Annotated in this window: 18 protein-coding genes and 1 tRNA gene; 10 read left to right on the top strand and 9 right to left on the bottom strand. The window is 36.3% G+C overall.

What is annotated here, in order from left to right; all coding sequences use genetic code 11:
- On the top strand, positions 1 to 260 hold a 260-nt coding region (locus DDY94_RS07185; protein WP_157957271.1), incomplete at its 5' end, for a T9SS type B sorting domain-containing protein.
- Positions 261 to 320: 60 nt separating this feature from the next.
- Here the strand turns inward: DDY94_RS07185 and DDY94_RS07190 are convergent.
- Both DDY94_RS07190 and DDY94_RS16115 read right to left on the bottom strand, forming a co-directional pair.
- Positions 321 to 1841, bottom strand: coding sequence for an OmpP1/FadL family transporter (locus DDY94_RS07190; RefSeq protein WP_111683385.1), 1521 nt, complete (start codon positions 1839 to 1841; stop codon positions 321 to 323).
- Between the two features lie 35 nt (positions 1842 to 1876).
- Positions 1877 to 2995: a hypothetical protein gene (locus tag DDY94_RS16115; RefSeq protein WP_157957272.1), complete on the bottom strand. Its 1119-nt coding sequence runs from the start codon at positions 2993 to 2995 to the stop codon at positions 1877 to 1879.
- 100 nt (positions 2996 to 3095) lie between these two features.
- On the opposite strand from DDY94_RS16115, the gene proS reads away from it, so the two are divergent.
- The 3 genes from proS (at position 3096) to rpsT (ending at position 5031) form a co-directional block, all read left to right on the top strand.
- Positions 3096 to 4574, top strand: a complete 1479-nt coding sequence (gene proS / locus DDY94_RS07200) for a proline--tRNA ligase (protein ID WP_111683387.1) — start codon at positions 3096 to 3098, stop codon at positions 4572 to 4574.
- A gap of 109 nt (positions 4575 to 4683) precedes the next feature.
- Positions 4684 to 4755: transfer RNA gene (locus DDY94_RS07205), tRNA-Glu, on the top strand.
- 24 nt (positions 4756 to 4779) lie between these two features.
- Complete coding sequence (rpsT, locus tag DDY94_RS07210) at positions 4780 to 5031, top strand: 30S ribosomal protein S20 (RefSeq protein WP_111683388.1); 252 nt, start codon at positions 4780 to 4782, stop codon at positions 5029 to 5031.
- A 114-nt stretch (positions 5032 to 5145) separates the two neighbouring features.
- Here the strand turns inward: rpsT and rho are convergent, their stop codons facing one another.
- The gene (rho, locus tag DDY94_RS07215) at positions 5146 to 6762 is read right to left on the bottom strand and encodes a transcription termination factor Rho (protein WP_111683389.1); all 1617 of its coding nucleotides are present in this window, start codon (positions 6760 to 6762) and stop codon (positions 5146 to 5148) included.
- Positions 6763 to 6976: 214 nt separating this feature from the next.
- On the opposite strand from rho, the gene DDY94_RS07220 reads away from it, so the two are divergent.
- Positions 6977 to 7387 (top strand): DUF4293 domain-containing protein, encoded by a 411-nt coding sequence (locus tag DDY94_RS07220; protein WP_111683390.1) that lies wholly within the window; start codon positions 6977 to 6979, stop codon positions 7385 to 7387.
- A gap of 65 nt (positions 7388 to 7452) precedes the next feature.
- On the opposite strand, the gene DDY94_RS07225 is transcribed toward DDY94_RS07220, so the two are convergent.
- Positions 7453 to 7944, bottom strand: coding sequence for a metallophosphoesterase family protein (locus tag DDY94_RS07225; protein WP_111683391.1), 492 nt, complete (start codon positions 7942 to 7944; stop codon positions 7453 to 7455).
- A 73-nt stretch (positions 7945 to 8017) separates the two neighbouring features.
- Between DDY94_RS07225 and truA the strand changes: the two genes are divergently transcribed.
- Complete coding sequence (gene truA / locus DDY94_RS07230; protein WP_111683392.1) at positions 8018 to 8767, top strand: tRNA pseudouridine(38-40) synthase TruA; 750 nt, start codon at positions 8018 to 8020, stop codon at positions 8765 to 8767.
- A 34-nt stretch (positions 8768 to 8801) separates the two neighbouring features.
- A complete protein-coding gene (locus DDY94_RS07235; protein ID WP_111683393.1) occupies positions 8802 to 10574 on the top strand; it encodes an ABC transporter ATP-binding protein in 1773 nt (590 codons plus the stop codon).
- On the opposite strand, the gene DDY94_RS07240 is transcribed toward DDY94_RS07235, so the two are convergent.
- The 5 genes from DDY94_RS07240 to folP are packed head-to-tail and all read right to left on the bottom strand — an operon-like array spanning position 10571 to position 14491.
- Positions 10571 to 11371 carry a DUF3667 domain-containing protein gene (locus DDY94_RS07240; RefSeq protein WP_111683394.1) on the bottom strand — a complete coding sequence of 267 codons (801 nt, stop codon included), beginning with the start codon at positions 11369 to 11371 and terminating at the stop codon, positions 10571 to 10573. The two genes, DDY94_RS07235 and DDY94_RS07240, sit on opposite strands and share 4 nt — an antisense overlap.
- A gap of 4 nt (positions 11372 to 11375) precedes the next feature.
- Positions 11376 to 12158 carry a DUF3667 domain-containing protein gene (locus DDY94_RS07245; protein ID WP_111683395.1) on the bottom strand — a complete coding sequence of 261 codons (783 nt, stop codon included), beginning with the start codon at positions 12156 to 12158 and terminating at the stop codon, positions 11376 to 11378.
- Positions 12158 to 12940, bottom strand: a complete 783-nt coding sequence (gene cdaA, locus DDY94_RS07250; RefSeq protein ID WP_111683396.1) for a diadenylate cyclase CdaA — start codon at positions 12938 to 12940, stop codon at positions 12158 to 12160. Before cdaA ends, DDY94_RS07245 begins: the two co-directional genes overlap by 1 nt.
- A gap of 33 nt (positions 12941 to 12973) precedes the next feature.
- Positions 12974 to 13663, bottom strand: coding sequence for a hypothetical protein (locus DDY94_RS07255; protein WP_111683397.1), 690 nt, complete (start codon positions 13661 to 13663; stop codon positions 12974 to 12976).
- The gene (gene folP, locus DDY94_RS07260) at positions 13664 to 14491 is read right to left on the bottom strand and encodes a dihydropteroate synthase (protein ID WP_111683398.1); all 828 of its coding nucleotides are present in this window, start codon (positions 14489 to 14491) and stop codon (positions 13664 to 13666) included.
- 96 nt (positions 14492 to 14587) lie between these two features.
- Here folP and DDY94_RS07265 point away from each other — a divergent pair, with 96 nt between their 5' ends.
- The 3 genes from DDY94_RS07265 (at position 14588) to DDY94_RS07275 (ending at position 17437) form a co-directional block, all read left to right on the top strand.
- Complete coding sequence (locus DDY94_RS07265) at positions 14588 to 15130, top strand: DUF1599 domain-containing protein (RefSeq protein WP_111683399.1); 543 nt, start codon at positions 14588 to 14590, stop codon at positions 15128 to 15130.
- A gap of 8 nt (positions 15131 to 15138) precedes the next feature.
- Positions 15139 to 16233, top strand: coding sequence for a BT_3928 family protein (locus DDY94_RS07270; RefSeq protein WP_111683400.1), 1095 nt, complete (start codon positions 15139 to 15141; stop codon positions 16231 to 16233).
- 127 nt (positions 16234 to 16360) lie between these two features.
- On the top strand, positions 16361 to 17437 hold the full coding sequence (locus DDY94_RS07275; RefSeq protein WP_111683401.1) for an ABC transporter permease: 1077 nt from the start codon (positions 16361 to 16363) through the stop codon (positions 17435 to 17437).
- The last annotated feature ends 52 nt before the right edge of the window (positions 17438 to 17489 follow it).

Below are 17489 nucleotides of genomic sequence, written 5' to 3' on the forward strand. Positions count from 1 at the left end.
ACCCGAGGTACTTTACACCTAATGGTGATGGCAACCACGACACATGGAATATAGCAGGCATTGGAAACAGCGCCAAAATTTATATATTTGACCGCTATGGTAAGTTGCTCAAGCAGTTGAGTCCTGGCGGCCCGGGATGGAACGGTACCTATAATGGCAATAGAATGCCAACGGGCGGTTACTGGTTTGTTGTAGAGTACGACGAACCTACCACAGGTCAACGTAAAGAACTAAGAGCCCATTTTACCTTGAAACGATAAATAGTTTTGATTAAATAAAAAGCCTGAACATAGTGTTCAGGCTTTATTTTTTTGTTCGTTTTAGATTCTAAATCCTAATGAAAGGACTATGTCTGTGAATTTTGATTGAAGTAATGCTGAATCTGTGAGACCAACATTAAAAAACTGATAGTTAATATCTCGTTCAGACTGACTAAAAGCCAGGTCCAAATTGAAACTTCCAAAGGTATAACCTAAACCTAATGAATATCCTGTTAAGTCACCAAAGAATGTATTATCCTGATATGGACTTTCCTCAAAGCGATATCCACCTCTAAAGCTGAGTTGTTTATAGCGATACTCACCACCAAATCTATAAGATGAAGCAGAAGTAAGCGTATTATTAATTTCACCATTTAATGCCGAAAAGAAGACATCTGAAGTTGGTCTAAACTGTGCGTTCGCATAATCTTTTACTGAATAGTCGAAACTTAAAAGTCCTGTTCTACCAAAGACATAAGCTAAACTTCCGGTTATTTTACCTGGAGTTTGTAATCGGTAATCAGGAAATATATTAGTAACATTAGGATTCACAATTTGATTCACACTCGAACCGTTTTCAAGTCGAGTAGTGGCTAAAAATTGTGATGTCTCTTCAGAAATTCTATACCAAGTAGGAGAGTTGTATGAGAGTCCAACTCTGAATTCTTCTGTAAGTTTTGCTATTCCTCCTAATTGAAATGAGAACCCACTACCTGTAGTTAATAAATTATTGTCAAAATTTACATTAGTGACAGTTGAGCTAGCGTTTGAATTAGACTCACTGAAGAATGTAGTTCTTTCAAAATTTATAAAATGCGCATTTAAATTTACACCAAAATAAAATTTATCATCGTAGTTTGTGGCAAAGTTGAAGGCCATTTTACCATTATAACCTCTACTGGTATATGCAAATGTTTGATCAAAATCTGAACCTGAAATATTTCTAATGTATTCCGTATTATCATCTGTGTTTGAAACAGGGTCAATAATAAACCCTTCATATCCTAAGAAAGCTTGCTGATTTCCAAAACCGAAGAAACGTCCTATTTCAGAATATGCCTGTGAGATGGTTTCTCCTGGAAATGCAGAAATTTCATCTAGCCGTTGACCATCTGCGAAAGCAAAAAAGTATTCAACTATACTGGTATTGGGATTTACACCACTTGCAATCCAATCATCATCAAAATCAGCAACACGATCAAACGCTGCGCTTAAGGTAAATCGCTTCCAAGGTGAATTAGGGTTATTATTTGCAAAGACAAAAGCTGCCCCTAGCTGATTGACGTCTACATTAGAATTTGAAGCTGTATTAACACCATTGAAATAGGTGATGTCATCTTGCTTATCAAAATATCCTAAGGTTAAGGAAGCATGACTTGTATTAAAAATTGCTGATCCAGCCGGATTGATATTCACGGCCGACATATCGCCTCCAAGTGCTCCGAACGCGCCTCCCATGGCTCTAAATCGCGCTGTTCCTTGTATTTCATCCATGGAATATCGAACGGCATCTGTAACGTCTTGTGCTAATAAAATGGACGTACTTAACATGCCTATGCAAAACATAAGTGCTTTTTTCATAAGTATTTTTATTTGGAAATAAATGAAATATATAATTAACCGCGACCTCTTCCGCCACCTCTAGATCCACCGCCTCTAGATCCTCCGCTCGAAGATCTTGACGAACCACCTGAACGCATGCTACCTGATGAAGATCTCGATGATCCTCCAGAACGCATACTACCAGACGATCTTGATGATCCTCGGCTTGATCTTACTGAACCAGAAGATGGACGTGTACTTCTAGATGATCTAACAGAGCCAGATCGTGATGATCTCGTTGATGGTCGTGTCACTCTAGAATTCGACCTTGAACTTCTTGTTGTGCCAACACTACTACGAGTAGATCGCGTATTTGAACTTCCAACACGAGTGCTTCTTGTATTTCGTGTACTTCTAGCCGTTGCGGCTCTTGTTAATCGACTTGTAGAATAATCTCTTCTCGAGAGCGCTGAGTTACTTCTATTTCTTCTATTTAGATTACTAGTACTAGCTAAGAGTGTACCTCTTCTACCAGTATTAAAGGCAATATTGTTATTATTTACAGTATTCCATGCCCAGCCATTCCAACCTGGAGGACACCATGCATTCCAACCCCAGCCAGCATTCCAGCCCCAGCCAAAGCCTAAACCAACATCCCAACCGTTATATCCTACGCCGTATCTCCAGCCACCAAGGCCCCAGCCATTCCAGCCCCAGCCCCAAGGTCGTCCCCAACCCCAGCTGTTCCAGCCCCAACCCCAAGGTCGGGCCCAGCCCCAGCCCCAGCCAGCATTCCAACCCCATCCATTATCATAAATGTTAATGGTGACGTTATCATTAGCCTGGCCCCAGCCGCCATAAGGTCCTTGTTGTTCTAGGGTGTCCTGAACTCTTTCAACATAATTTCCTTGATAAGAATCTATATCTGTGAAGACTTCACCGTCCTCTTGGATAGCATCAACTTGTGCTGAATTTTCGGCGAAATAATTTTTATAATAATTTGTATCATTGGTTGATGTCGTAACATCTTCTTGTTCAACAGCAACTTCTTGTACGTTATCATTTTCTGCTGAATATATTCCATCATTATCATATCCTACGTACTGATAAGAACCACACGAAGTTAACAAGGTCGCTAGACCAAGTGCAACAAATAATGGCAATTTTTGGAGTGTAATGGTTTTAAATTGCATATCTATTATATTTTATTGTTGAACATAGCAAAAATAGTTAGTTTTGCTGAACTATTTTTTTAATTAATAAAGACACAATTTTTGTGCCAAAAGACTAAAAATGAGCAAAAATCTTACCAGTAGAGCAGAAGATTATTCAAAATGGTATAATGAGTTGGTGGTAAAAGCCGACTTAGCAGAGAATTCTGCTGTAAGAGGATGTATGGTAATTAAACCCTATGGATATGCTATTTGGGAGAAAATGCAAGCTGAATTAGACCGAATGTTTAAAGAAACAGGTCATCAGAATGCCTATTTCCCATTATTTGTTCCAAAGAGTTTATTTGAAGCTGAAGAGAAAAATGCTGAAGGTTTTGCCAAGGAATGCGCCGTTGTTACTCATTACAGATTACAGAATGACCCAGATAATGCAGGAAAACTCAGAGTTGATCCTGAAGCAAAATTAGAAGAGGAATTGGTTGTGAGACCTACAAGTGAAGCTATTATTTGGAATACCTATAAAGGTTGGATTCAAAGCTATAGAGACCTACCTATATTAGTTAATCAATGGGCTAATGTGGTGCGTTGGGAAATGCGTACACGACTATTCTTACGCACAGCAGAATTTCTATGGCAAGAAGGTCATACTGCTCATGCCACTAAGGAGGAAGCTTGGGAAGAGACCAAACTGATCAATAATGTTTATGCTCAGTTTGTTGAGAATTTTATGGCAATTCCGGTAATTCAAGGTTTGAAAACCGAAAGCGAACGTTTCGCTGGAGCGGAGGAGACTATGTGTATTGAAGCGTTAATGCAAGACGGTAAGGCTTTGCAAGCAGGAACCTCACATTTTCTTGGTCAGAATTTTGCTAAGGCCTTTGATGTGAAATTCACCAATAAAGAAGGTAAACTCGATTATGTTTGGGCTACCTCATGGGGCGTTTCTACACGTTTAATGGGAGCGCTCATTATGACGCATAGTGATGATAAAGGATTAGTTTTACCTCCAAATTTAGCACCTTATCAGGTAGTGATTGTTCCAATATACAGAAACGAAGAACAGTTCGCCGCGGTTAAGCAAGTTGCAGATGAAATTATTGGCGATCTTAGAGAACGAAACATATCTGTAAAGTTTGATCACAGAGATACGCTTAGACCTGGAGCAAAATTTGCACAACACGAATTGCAAGGTGTACCTTTAAGAATTGCTATTGGGCCAAAAGATCTTGAAGATAATACAGTTGAATTGGCAAGGCGAGATACTATGACCAAAGAAACGGTTATTTTAGATCGCATCAATGTTGTCGTAGAGGATTTGCTTGAAGAAATTCAGGAAAGCTTGTTCAATAAAGCTTTAGCCTTTAGAGATTCTCACATTACCGAGGTTGATGATTTTGAAGAATTTAAGAAGGTTTTAGAAACAAAAACAGGTTTTATTTCTGCGCACTGGGATGGTACTGCTGAAACAGAGCAAAAAATTAAGGAACTTACAAAAGCTACTATAAGATGTATTCCGATAGATAATAAGGAAGAGTCTGGCAAATGTGTTTATTCTGGAAATCCTTCAAGCCAACGTGTGCTTTTCGCGAAGGCTTATTAAAAAATTTTCAAAAAATATATATTAGTAGTTGCAACATTTAAAAATAGTTGTATTTTTGCATCCGCAATGGAAACATTGTAGGTTCATTTAAATGTGTAAATAACCAAATGGCCCGTTCGTCTATCGGCTAGGACGCCAGGTTTTCATCCTGGTAAGAGGGGTTCGATTCCCCTACGGGCTACAATTTTTAATAAGAAAAAATAAAATGGCAAATCATAAGTCAGCATTAAAAAGAATTAGAAGTAGCGAGAAAAGAAGAGTGCTTAACAGATATCAGCACAAGACTACACGTAATGCAATTAAAAAATTACGTGAGACTACTGATGCGAAAGAAGCTCAAAAATTGTTACCTTCTGTGATCAGTATGATCGATAAGTTAGCTAAGAAGAATGTAATTCATTCTAACAAAGCAGGTAACTTAAAGTCTCAGTTAACTAAGCACGTTGCTGCATTATAATTGTAGTAATCGTTAAGATATATGAAGTCTTCCTTTTGGAAGACTTTTTTTATGCCATAAAAAAAACCTTGGATACTATGTCCAAGGTTTTTCATTTATCTATTTAACGAAGAATTATCCATTCATTGAAATTAAGAATTCTTCATTATTTCTCGTTTGCTTAAAGCGGTCGTTAATGAATTCCATCGCTTCAACCGGATTCATATCAGCAAGATATTTACGCATTACCCACATTCTTTGAATGGTGTTATCATCTAATAATAGATCGTCGCGTCTTGTACTTGATGATGTAAGATCGATCGCAGGGAAAATTCTACGGTTAGAAATCTTACGGTCAAGTTGTAGCTCCATATTACCGGTTCCTTTAAATTCTTCAAAAATTACTTCATCCATTTTAGAACCAGTTTCGGTTAAGGCTGTAGCAATAATTGTGAGTGACCCACCATTTTCAATATTTCGAGCAGCTCCAAAGAAACGTTTCGGTCGGTGCAGAGCATTAGCATCTACACCACCACTTAAAATCTTACCTGAGGCTGGTTGTACCGTATTGTAGGCTCTAGCTAAACGTGTGATCGAATCTAAAAGGATCACAACATCGTGTCCGCATTCTACTAATCGCTTTGCTTTTTCAAGAACAATGTCAGCAATTTTTACGTGCTCATGAGCTTCCTTATCGAAAGTAGAGGCAATAACTTCGCCACGCACATTACGCTGCATATCGGTAACTTCCTCTGGACGTTCATCAATTAACAAAATCATTTGATATACTTCAGGGTGGTTTGCTGCAATAGCATTTGCCACATCCTTTAGTAACATGGTCTTACCAGTTTTTGGTTGTGAAACGATCATTCCACGTTGCCCTTTTCCGATAGGAGAAAACAAATCCATTATTCTCGTAGAAATGGTACTTTGTCTTTCAGCAATATTGAATTTTTCCTTCGGGAAAAGTGGAGTTAAGTGTTCAAAAGCAACACGGTCTCTCACCACATTGGGGTCTTGGCCGTTGATCTTACTTACTTTAATTAAAGGGAAATACTTTTCACCTTCTTTTGGTGGTCTTACATGACCAAGAACGGTATCACCTTTCTTTAGACCGAAAAGTCTAATCTGTGATTGTGAGACATAAATGTCATCTGGTGATGTTAAATAATTATAATCTGAAGATCGTAAAAATCCATAACCGTCTTGCATAATGTCTAGGACACCTTCACTTTCAATAATGGCATCGAACTCAAAATCTGGTTCGCGATAACGGTTTCTGTTATCCTTATTACCATTATTCTTTTGGTTATTATTTCGATTATTATCCTTATTACGATTCTGACGGTTGTCGTTATTCTGATTTGAACGTTTGTTGTCATCAGAACGTTCGTTAGACGAATTATTATTGTCCTGACGCTTCTGTTTTTGTCTGTCGTTATTAGACTTTTGTTCTTTTGGTTGAGAACCTTCCTTTTGATCTGAAAACTCAATGGTTTTTTGATCTTTATTTTCTTGAGGACTTCTTTGAACTCTTGCTCTCTTTTGTTGAGGCCTGTTTTGTTTTGCCTCTGGTTTAGCTTCAGTTTCTGCCTTGGCTTTTAAGGCTTCAGGGTTTGCAGCTTGATGGTCTAAGATCTGATAAACCAAGTCTAATTTCTTCAGACTTCGGTATTTAGGAACGCTTAGTTGTTTAGCGATATCCTGCAATTCAGGTAGCTTCTTAGCTTTTAACTGTGAAATTTCGAACATTAGTATGTAGTATATTGTATTATGATTGACATTATTAATTCAAGATTTTCTAGATGAAATAAAAAGAAAAAAAGTGAAATTAATTTGGAAGATAGATTTGTGCAACTCAGTCTGTTGCTTCTCTCTACTGCAATAATACAACTTTATTTTAAAACAATTTCTATCTTTTTAAAAAATAAACTACTAATTTTGCCAAGCATTTTTAATTGAAGAAATGATACAACGCATACAAACACTATATTTAATTTTAGCCGCTGGAATTTCAGGGGGTTTAATCTTCGTATTTTATTTATGGAAGAATAGTGAAGGTGTTGAAGTATTTGCTAGAGATGATTATACCTATTTAGGACTGTTTTTAGGATCAGCGTTGTTATCCTTAATTTCAATTTTCAGATTTAAGAATAGAAAGTCCCAATTTATGCTGGGACGACTCAATATAATATTGAACTTTATTTTACTAGGATTCTTTGTGTATCAATCTCTAAATTTATCTGGAGGGACGGATGTCCCTGAGAAAGGTATTGGGATGCTTCTTCCTGTTTTTTCTATTGTGTGTTTAGCCTTAGCTAATAAGGCTATTAAAAAGGATGAAGATCTCGTAAAATCTGTAGATCGGTTACGATGAACCTAAAATCTTAGTAGTATTAGTGCGAAAAACCCAGACGCTGCCGTCTGGGTTTTTCATTTTTATTACCTATCAAATTCAATAATTTCCAAGTCTTTTATTTGCTTGCCGTCGATCTTAAAACGAAGCATGGTCCTTTTTTTATGGAAACCGTGTTTTCCGATTGCTCCCGGATTCATGTGTATGAGGTCTAATTTTTTATCTGGCATGACTTTCAAAATATGCGAATGTCCGCAGATAAAAATATCGGGCGGGTTGTTATTTAGTTCTTCTCTAACACGACCGTTGTATTTAGGAGGATAACCGCCGATGTGGGTAATCCACACATCAATTTCTTCGCATGTAAATCTTTGATGAAGAGGAAATTCGCTTCGCGCTTTACTATCATCAATATTACCATAAACGGCCTTTAAAGGTTTAAGTGCCTTAATTTGATCTGTGACTTCTAGATCGCCGATATCACCAGCATGCCAAACTTCATCTGCCTGCTTCACATATTTAAGGATGTTATCGTCAATATAGCTGTGGGTATCAGATAAAAGAAGTATTTTTTGCATTAAGATAATATTGTGATTTTAACTGCCGAATCTGTGTATCTTTGTTATTCTAAGCGCAAAAATAGCTAATCTTTTGAGATATTTTTTAAAGTTGGCATACAACGGTAAAGCCTATCATGGTTGGCAAAATCAGCCCAATGCTATTTCTGTTCAGGAAGTTATAGAAAAAGCATTGAGTACTATTTTGAAAAGTGACATCGCTATCGTTGGTGCGGGTAGAACAGATACTGGTGTTCATGCCTCGCAGATGTTTGCTCATTTTGAGTATGAAGATAGTTTTAATACCCATGATCTGGTGTACAAGCTCAATTCGTTTCTTCCTAAAGATATCGCTGTGCATTCTATTTTTGAAGTGAAGGCCGAAGCACATGCTAGATTTGATGCACTTAGCAGAACCTATCATTATAAAATTTCAACTTCTAAGAATGTATTTGATTACGACTATGCTTATCAGGTTCAGCAATCATTAGATGTTGAGGCAATGAATGAGGCTTGTAAAATCTTATTAACCTATAACGATTTTCAATGCTTTTCTAAAAGTAATACAGATGTAAAGACGTATTATTGTGATATTAAAGAGGCGTATTGGACTAAAAGTGAAACGGGTCTTAAATTCACCATTACAGCAAATCGTTTTCTAAGAAATATGGTAAGAGCAATTGTTGGTACAATGGTTAATATTGGATTGGGAAAACTTCAACCAGATGACCTTCATGGTATCATCGCCTCTAAAGATAGGAGTGAAGCAGGATTTTCGGTTCCGGCCCATGGGCTATATTTGGTAGAGATCGTTTACCCTGAAGATATTAGAATAGAGCAATAACTAGAATTGAATTCCCGTTTTTTGGGATATTAATATGGCGAAAGAACAAAAAAAGAAAATATTTGATGTAACGCTTTTTAAGCGATTGCTAGATTATATCAAACCCTATAGGTCAATTTTTGCAATTTCCCTTATCTGTGTGGTTGGACTTGCAGTTTTTGGAGCGTTACGTCCCTATGTTCTTAAGGATGCTATAGACGTTAAAATTGCCAATAAAGAATTTGGTGGCTTCGTCTTATATATAGGAATAATGATGGGATTATTGCTATTAGAAGTAGTATCGCAACTCCTATTTATATATTACGCCAGTTGGCTTGGGCAATCCGTTGTAAAGGACATAAGGGTTAAACTTTTTAAGCATATTTTGAAGTTTAAAATGACTTATTTCGATAAGTCTTCTGTTGGTGTGCTCATCACACGAGCTGTGACCGATATGGAACGAATTGCCGATATTTTTGGGCAAGGTCTTTTTATGATCTTTAGTGATATCTTGAAAATGTTAGTGGTCGCAGTATTCATGGCATTTATCAATTTGAAATTGAGTTTGATTGTATTTGCAACCATGCCAATCATTGTGGTAGCTACTAAAATCTTCCAGAAATACATGAAGCGCGCTTTTGAAGATGTAAGAACAGAAGTATCTAATCTAAATTCATTTGTTCAGGAACGTGTAACTGGCATGAAAATTTTACAACTTTTTACACGCGAAGCAACCGAATACAAAAAATTTAAAGCCATAAATGAGCGCCATAAAAAAGGTTGGTTAAAAACGGTATGGTATAACTCTATTTTCTTTCCAGTGGCTGAATTTGTATCGTCCTTAACGATGGCGATGGTACTTCTAGCTGGTGGTTTTGATGCAGTTTCAACCAATCCTGGTACAACTTTGGGGCATCTCATTTCGTTCACCATGTTTATTCCGATGTTATTTAGGCCCTTATATCAGATTGCGAATAAATTCAACACCCTTCAAATGGGAATGGTGGCTGCAGATCGTGTATTTAAAGTTTTGGATACCGATTCTAATATCGATGATAATGGTACCATTGAAGCCAATCATTTTAAAGGCGATATAAGTTTTGAGAATGTGAGGTTTTCATATGTTAAGGATGAAGAAGTACTGAAGGGAATTTCCTTTAATGTTGAAGCAGGTGAGACTGTAGCAATCGTTGGGGCTACTGGTGCAGGAAAGTCTACCATTATCAATCTCCTAAATCGTTTCTATGATATAGATTCTGGTCATATTAAAATTGATGGTACAGATATAAAAGAAATGACGTTGAGTTCATTACGAAATCAGATTGCCGTTGTACTTCAAGACGTATTCCTTTTCGCTGATACCATTTTGAATAATATCACTTTAAATAACGAATATATTACTGAGGAAGACGTTATTACGGCTGCTAAGGCAATTGGTATTCATGATTTTATATCTACACTTCCAGGAGGTTATCATTATAACGTAAAAGAGCGAGGTGTGATGCTTTCTTCTGGTCAGCGCCAGTTAATTTCATTCTTAAGGGCTTATGTTACCAACCCTAGTATTTTGATATTGGACGAGGCTACATCTTCAGTAGATTCGTATTCAGAACAATTGATTCAGGATGCAACTGATACCATTACTAAGGGTAGGACTTCAATTGTGATCGCACACCGATTGGCAACAATCCAGCAAGCTGACAAGATAATAGTTATGGATGCTGGGCAAATAGTAGAAATGGGAACACACAAATCTCTTCTTAAGAAGAAAGACGGTTACTACAAAAATTTATACGAGGTTCAGTTCCTTAAAGCTGAGGCGGTTTAAAAATTCATGGCTTGTTGCGCTGCTCTTTGCGCTTCAACCATTTTCTGGAGATCACCATTGAAATACATCACAACCAGCAAGGCAATAGTTAGAATTACGAAGAACACAAATAGCACTGCACCAAAAAGTATTGTTCTTAATATTATTTCTGAAAGGCTTAATTGATAAATTCGCTTTAAACAATAAGCAGTATACAAGATCATCAACGGAAGTGTTAACATACCGACGATGCTGCTCGAAAGGCCAACTACACCCAATAACACAATAATAATGGCACTTATAATTGAGATCTGTGACTGTATGTACAAAAATACCACTAAGAGTTCTGTATAGTTGAATTGCTTTTTGCCAATGAAGACTATTTTAGCCATTAGAGCATACAATGGCACATAAAGCATTGAAATGATGGATTGATACTCTTGAATGAAAGCCATCTGTTTCCGCTGCATTTCTTGCTGACCTTCGGCCGCTAGACTAGCAAAATCGAACATTTCAGGGAAGTATTTATTGACAATGATGATATAAATTCCTGTTAGTGTTAATGCCAACCCAAATAAACTCACCGGGTTGACATATTTTTTTCGAACACCATTGATATAACTAACGATAACATCTTCAGGCTCCTTGAAAAGCTGAATGATCGTTCGTAATAACTTGTTATCGTAATTAAAGAACGTTTCACTTAAGTGTTCAAATAGATTTCTGAAAGTGAGTCGTCTACGTATTACTCTTCCACCACAGTTGCTGCAATAATCGTCGTGTTCCTTTAATTCGGTATGGCAGTTTTTACAGTTCATTTATTTATTGTAATCGCATTAAGAAAGGAATTAAAGTAATGATAATCATCACTACAAAATAGAATATACCATAGATCACTACGATTAACATCCATTTCGCGAAGGCATCCCAAAATCCATCATTAAAAACACGTTTTAACACAAAGCCTAAGTATATGAATGTGGGTAGTGTAATCACTAAAGATACTATGAAAAAATTCAAATTAAACAACATGAAAACGATACTTAGAATCGCGGTAACAATGATCACTTGAGAAGAATAGTAAATATTTAGAACAATATGCTCCGTGAAGTTAAGTCGCCTATCGCCAATTATGTAGTAGGTTAACCATGTGGACAGCACCGAAATAGGTAAAGTGGCTATGTAGACGAACCCTTGATATTGCATATAATCTGCTAAACTAAAACTGCTAAACGGATTATTTTCATTACCAGGAGCATTCTGAAGTGTATTCATCATTTCATTGCTGAGTTCAAGTTGTTCCTTAAAGAAAGTTAACATCAAAAAAGCTTGAAAACCAGCAAGGGTTAAGGAAACAGCAAAATACTGAAGCACGTCAATATACTTTCGTCTCGTGCCATTAATATAGCCTCCAATGACATCTTCTGGTTTTACACATAAGGCTACGAATGTTCGTAGCAATTTATTATCTATAGATAAAAATTGTTCGTTAACCTGATGTATAAGAACCTTAGGCTCCAATCGATTGCGTATAACTTTTGCACCGCAATTATCACAGTAATTCTGGTTTTCAGATAGTGGATGATTACAGTTCTTACAATGCATTAGGTTAGATCGTCTTTTATTTTTTTAGTAAGATCGTCGGTATCCTTAAACATTACAAACTCGCCATTTTTGAGATAAGAAATTTGACCGGTTTCTTCGCTAACTACGATAGCGATGGCGTCTGTTTTTTCGGTAATACCTACTGCTGCTCTGTGTCGCAGACCAAAGCGCTCAGGAATATTCTTTTCATTATTTACAGGAAGAATAACCCGAGTGGCTTTCACAATATTATTATCAATAATAATGGCACCATCATGCAATGGACTATTCTTAAAAAAAATGCTTTCAATTATTGGTTGAGATACTAGTATATTCATAGCATCACCTGTATTGATTAAAAAATCGAGGTTATTATTGCGCTCAATCACGATTAAAGCACCAGTATTTGAAGCTCCCATTTTTGTACACGCTTTAATGATGGCATCGACATCTGTGGTTGCTTGGTCGTCGTTTTTAAGGAATTTGAAATTTTTAAAAATGCCTTTTTTCCCACCAATATTTGTCGAGCCTACTAGTAGAAGAAATTTCCGTATCTCAGGCTGAAAGACGACAATTAAGGCTATAATTCCCACCTTCATAAAACCATCAAAAATGCTGTAAAGCATTTGCATTTGAAGATAATCGGTAAGGCGCCATGCAAAATAAATAATGAGAATCCCAATAAAGATATTGATAGCAACAGTACCTCTTACAAGCTTGTAAATGTAATACAGAAGAATAGCGACGAGGAATACATCAACAAAATCGATAAATCTAAAATCCCAAAGTTGTAAATCGTCCAAGGTTAGCGCTTTTTGCTAATTTAAGAATTTAAGTTAAAAAATGATTTCATCTTTACTAAATTCAACTTCTGGACCGAAGAATTTGTTAAGGTCATTTTTTAAACCAATATATTTTTGAAAGTTATATCTTCGAGTAAAAACTAATTGAATTAGGATATTCTTTCTTTTAAATTGATCTAGATATTTATTTGTGAATAATGAGTCAATTTTAATAACATCTTCTTTAAATTGACTGCTTTTAGAATCTTGCCATAGAGCGACATAATCTTCAGAAATAAAATGTACTAAAACTGGCTTAATTTTATTATCTGATAAATCATACTTTTCTGCAAAACTTAAATCGGTTAAGTAATTCACCTCCGTAAACTCCAAAAACCCCAAATTCCCAATACTTGTATCATTACAGGTAAAGTAGTTTTTGGCATTTTCATTGGTGTGCATGGATTTTTTCTTGCGTTTATCCAACAGATATTGAATATGTGGTATGGCCTGTCTCAGTGTAAGACGCTTATCCACATTCACTGCCCAATTGGTAGTACTAATAAGGTTTTTACGGTTGAAAAGTGTAGAATCGGGTTGGGATTCATCGTAAAAAATGTAGGCAGGTGAAACATCTAGAAGTTCAGTGATTTCTGCATTTTCAATTTCAGGAAGTTGCAATACGCGTTCGTTGTTACAATTCAATAACAATAGAAGTAGGAGCAGGGAAGGGATTTTTCTCATCTAGTTGGCATGTAATTTATTAAACAAAGTCACGCATTCCACAGCCTCTTTCACATCGTGAACTCTTAAAATATTTGCACCTTTTTGAAGGGCTACCATATGGAGCGCCGTAGTGCCATTCAAAGCATTTTTAGAGTCAGTATTCAAAGTTTTATAGATCATAGATTTTCTTGATAAGCCTGCCAAAATGGGCTTATCAGCCATTTGAAGTAATTCCATTTTGTTTAATAGCTCATAATTTTGTTCAAGGGTTTTAGCAAAGCCAAATCCAGGATCGATAATAATATCATTGACCTTCGCTTCGTGGGCTTTTGAGATACGTTGAGCAAAATAAGAGTTAAGGTCTTTTACGATGTCATCATATTGGGTTTGTTGTTGCATCGTTTTCGGATTACCACGCATATGCATCATAATATAGGGCACACCCATTTGTCCGACCGTACTGATCATGTTATCATCAAGTTGACCACCAGAAATATCATTGATCAGTGCTGCACCTGCGGATATACTTTTTTTGGCGACCTCACTTCTAAAGGTATCAACAGAAATTAAGGTTTCTGGAAAGTGTTTCAGAATTAATTCGATTACAGGTATAACACGTCTAAGCTCCTCGTCTTCACTAACAAAATCAGCCCCAGGTCTAGAACTATATCCGCCAATATCAATAAAAGTAGCGCCTTCAGAAAGCATGGTTTCAACCTGTTTCAGAATTGAAGATTCGTCTTTGTATTGTCCGCCATCATGGAAAGAATCTGGTGTAACATTAAGAATACCCATCACTTTAGGCGATGACAGATCAATCAATTGGCCTTTGCAATTTATGGTCATAAAACTTATTAAAAAGGGCTGCTAAAAACTTTAAACCCCAAACTTTGAACTTCTAACTTATTTATGCGAAATTTACGCAAAATATAATAGTTTTAAATGCAAGATACCTCAAAACAATACGATGCCGTAATTGCAAAATGCAGAGCACTTTTTGTAAATAAAATGAGCGATTATGGCAGTGCCTGGCGCATATTACGTTTACCATCTTTAACTGATCAGATTTTTATTAAGGCGCAGCGCATTAGAAGCTTGCAGCAAAATTCAGTTAGAAAAGTCGATGAAGGTGAAGTTAGTGAGTTTATTGGTATCATAAACTATTGCGTAATGGCGCTTATTCAGTTAGAAAAAGGCGTTGTAGAACAGCCAGATCTTAATACTGACGAGGCTACAGAACTTTATGATGAAAAAGTTTCGGTGACCAAACAACTAATGCTAGATAAGAATCACGATTACGGCGAAGCTTGGCGCGATATGCGTGTGAGTTCCTTAACAGATTTAATTTTACAGAAATTACTTCGCGTAAAGCAGATTGAAGACAATGCCGGAAAAACCATCGTGAGCGAAGGCATTGATGCCAACTATCAGGATATGATTAATTATGCTGTTTTTGCAATGATCCATTTAAACGAAGCGGAATAATTTATAATATGAAGTATTTAATACAGATAAGTAGAATTTTTGTAGGTGTTTTATTTATTATTTCAGGATTTATAAAACTGAATGATCCACTTGGCTTTTCCTACAAATTACAAGAGTATTTTGGCGCAGATGTTTTAAACATGGAATATCTCATTCCATATGCCTTACTAATATCCGTTTTTGTAGTAGTGTTTGAAGTGATCTTGGGTGTTTTCCTCTTAATAGGTTACAAACCAAAATTTACAGTCTACAGCCTATTAGCAATGATTGTATTCTTCACCTTTCTAACATTTTATTCTGCGTATTTCGATAAAGTAAAGGATTGTGGTTGTTTTGGTGATGCTTTGAAGCTAACGCCATGGGAAAGTTTTACTAAGGATGTTATTCTCTTAGTCTTGATTTTAATTTTAGTTTATGGTCTTAAACACATCAAGCCAATCTTTTCAAAATTACCGACTACTGTCATAGCTTTGATGAGTTTTATACTTTCACTTTGGTTTGGTTATCATGTTCTTATGCACTTACCTTCTATTGATTTTAGAGCTTATGCCATTGGTAAAAATATTCAGGAGCAAAGATTAATACCTGAAGATGCTGCTAAACCCATACTAGAGTATACCTGGACTTTCAATGTGAATGGCGAAGAACAAGAATTTGTAACTAATGGAAGCTACCCAACTGTTGATGGTGAGTACGTAGGTGTTGAGACTAAAACTATTGATGAAGGCTATATTCCACCAATTCAGGATTTTTCAATCGAATCTGATGACGAAGACCTTACAAACTTCTTTTTAGAAAAGGAGAAGTTGGTCATTATCACGATGTATAACATCACTACTTCAGAAGCGGATGGTGTTTCAAAATTGAAAGATTTCTCAGATGAGGCCATTAAAAAGGGCTACACCGTCATTGGTTTAACCTCTTCCGGAAATGAGGCTAGAGAAAAAGTGACACAAGATCATCGATTGAATTTCGATTTTTATCTGTGTGATGAAAAAGTGATTAAAACAATGGTGCGTGCAAATCCTGGTGTTATAATATTAGACAAAGGAACCGTACTTAACAAAGCCCATTGGAATGATTTTGAAGATATAGAACTGTGATTTAGTATACAGTCGCAGTGTTCAGTCGCAGTGATCAGTCACAGTGACCAGTCGAAGTGTTCAGTCGCAGTAAACAGATGGAATTAGTGATTCTGTTTTAATAAAATTAAATACTTAAAACTATCAGTTGTTACGTTATTTAATAAATAAACTTTTCTACGCATTTATCACCTTATTGGGTGTTGTTACTGTGATTTTTTTCTTGTTTACCATACTTCCTGGTGATCCGGCGAAAATGATGCTCGGTCAAAACCAAACTGCGGAACAAGTTGAGGTAGTTAAGAAAAAGTATGGATTTGATAAGCCTATTGGAACACAGTATTTATACTATCTCAATGATTTGTCACCTGTTTCATTTCATTCAAATCACTTTGGTGATTACACCTTCTTGGCTCCAAATAAATACAATGCGAAAGAACTTATAAGTATCGGCACTACCACAATGGTAATTAAGACACCTTATCTAAGAGAGTCGTTTACTAAACAAGGTAAAAAGGTTACTGAGGTCATCAGTGAAACTATTCCTAACACCTTTGTTCTTGCAGTTTCAGCAATAATAATCGCAATTATTCTTGGACTGATCCTAGGAATTATATCAGCCTTATATAAAGATACATGGCTCGATAAATTGATACAGGTATTAAGTACATTAGGCATGAGTGTGCCGTCATTTTTCAGTGCAATTTTATTTGCCTGGCTTTTTGGTTTCGTACTTCATGAATTTACCAATTTAGAGATGACCGGAAGTCTTTATGAGCTCGATGATTTTGGTGAAAAAATGACCATCAAATGGAAAAATCTCATTCTTCCATCAATTGTTTTAGGGATACGACCTTTGGCTGTAGTTATTCAATTAATGCGTAATTCGCTCTTGGAGGTTATGAGCCAAGATTATATAAGAACGGCTAGAGCGAAGGGCTTGTCTGAATTTCAAGTCATTAAAAATCACGCAGTGAAGAATGCCTTAAATCCAGTTGTGACCGCAATTTCTGGGTGGTTTGCGTCGATGTTAGCAGGTGCCGTATTTGTAGAATATATCTTCGGTTGGAATGGTCTGGGAAAAGAAATTGTAAATGCCTTAAATACTCTAGATCTTCCTGTAATAATGGGAGCCGTATTAGTAATTGCTATTGTCTTTATCACAATCAATATTTTGGTTGATATCATTTATGCATGGTTAGATCCACGAGTTAAATTAGCATAGTTATTTCCTGTTCGGAATTAGTCTCCCTTCTTTATTAAAGTCTTATTTTTGT

The sequence above is a fragment of the Winogradskyella tangerina genome, assembly GCF_003260205.1.
Taxonomy (GTDB): domain Bacteria; phylum Bacteroidota; class Bacteroidia; order Flavobacteriales; family Flavobacteriaceae; genus Winogradskyella; species Winogradskyella tangerina.

Excerpts from the sequence above, each read along its gene's own strand:
- DDY94_RS07265 (WP_111683399.1), top strand. The coding sequence starts at position 14,588 with ATGCAAGATACCTCAAAACAATACGATGCCGTAATTGCAAAATGCAGA.
- folP (WP_111683398.1), bottom strand. The coding sequence starts at position 14,491 with ATGACCATAAATTGCAAAGGCCAATTGATTGATCTGTCATCGCCTAAA.
- DDY94_RS07235 (WP_111683393.1), top strand. The coding sequence starts at position 8,802 with ATGGCGAAAGAACAAAAAAAGAAAATATTTGATGTAACGCTTTTTAAG.
- DDY94_RS07225 (WP_111683391.1), bottom strand. The coding sequence starts at position 7,944 with ATGCAAAAAATACTTCTTTTATCTGATACCCACAGCTATATTGACGAT.
- DDY94_RS07270 (WP_111683400.1), top strand. The coding sequence starts at position 15,139 with ATGAAGTATTTAATACAGATAAGTAGAATTTTTGTAGGTGTTTTATTT.
- DDY94_RS07220 (WP_111683390.1), top strand. The coding sequence starts at position 6,977 with ATGATACAACGCATACAAACACTATATTTAATTTTAGCCGCTGGAATT.
- DDY94_RS07190 (WP_111683385.1), bottom strand. The coding sequence starts at position 1,841 with ATGAAAAAAGCACTTATGTTTTGCATAGGCATGTTAAGTACGTCCATT.
- DDY94_RS07255 (WP_111683397.1), bottom strand. The coding sequence starts at position 13,663 with ATGAGAAAAATCCCTTCCCTGCTCCTACTTCTATTGTTATTGAATTGT.
- proS (WP_111683387.1), top strand. The coding sequence starts at position 3,096 with ATGAGCAAAAATCTTACCAGTAGAGCAGAAGATTATTCAAAATGGTAT.
- rho (WP_111683389.1), bottom strand. The coding sequence starts at position 6,762 with ATGTTCGAAATTTCACAGTTAAAAGCTAAGAAGCTACCTGAATTGCAG.
- DDY94_RS07240 (WP_111683394.1), bottom strand. The coding sequence starts at position 11,371 with ATGAACTGTAAAAACTGCCATACCGAATTAAAGGAACACGACGATTAT.
- DDY94_RS07245 (WP_111683395.1), bottom strand. The coding sequence starts at position 12,158 with ATGCATTGTAAGAACTGTAATCATCCACTATCTGAAAACCAGAATTAC.
- rpsT (WP_111683388.1), top strand. The coding sequence starts at position 4,780 with ATGGCAAATCATAAGTCAGCATTAAAAAGAATTAGAAGTAGCGAGAAA.
- DDY94_RS16115 (WP_157957272.1), bottom strand. The coding sequence starts at position 2,995 with ATGCAATTTAAAACCATTACACTCCAAAAATTGCCATTATTTGTTGCA.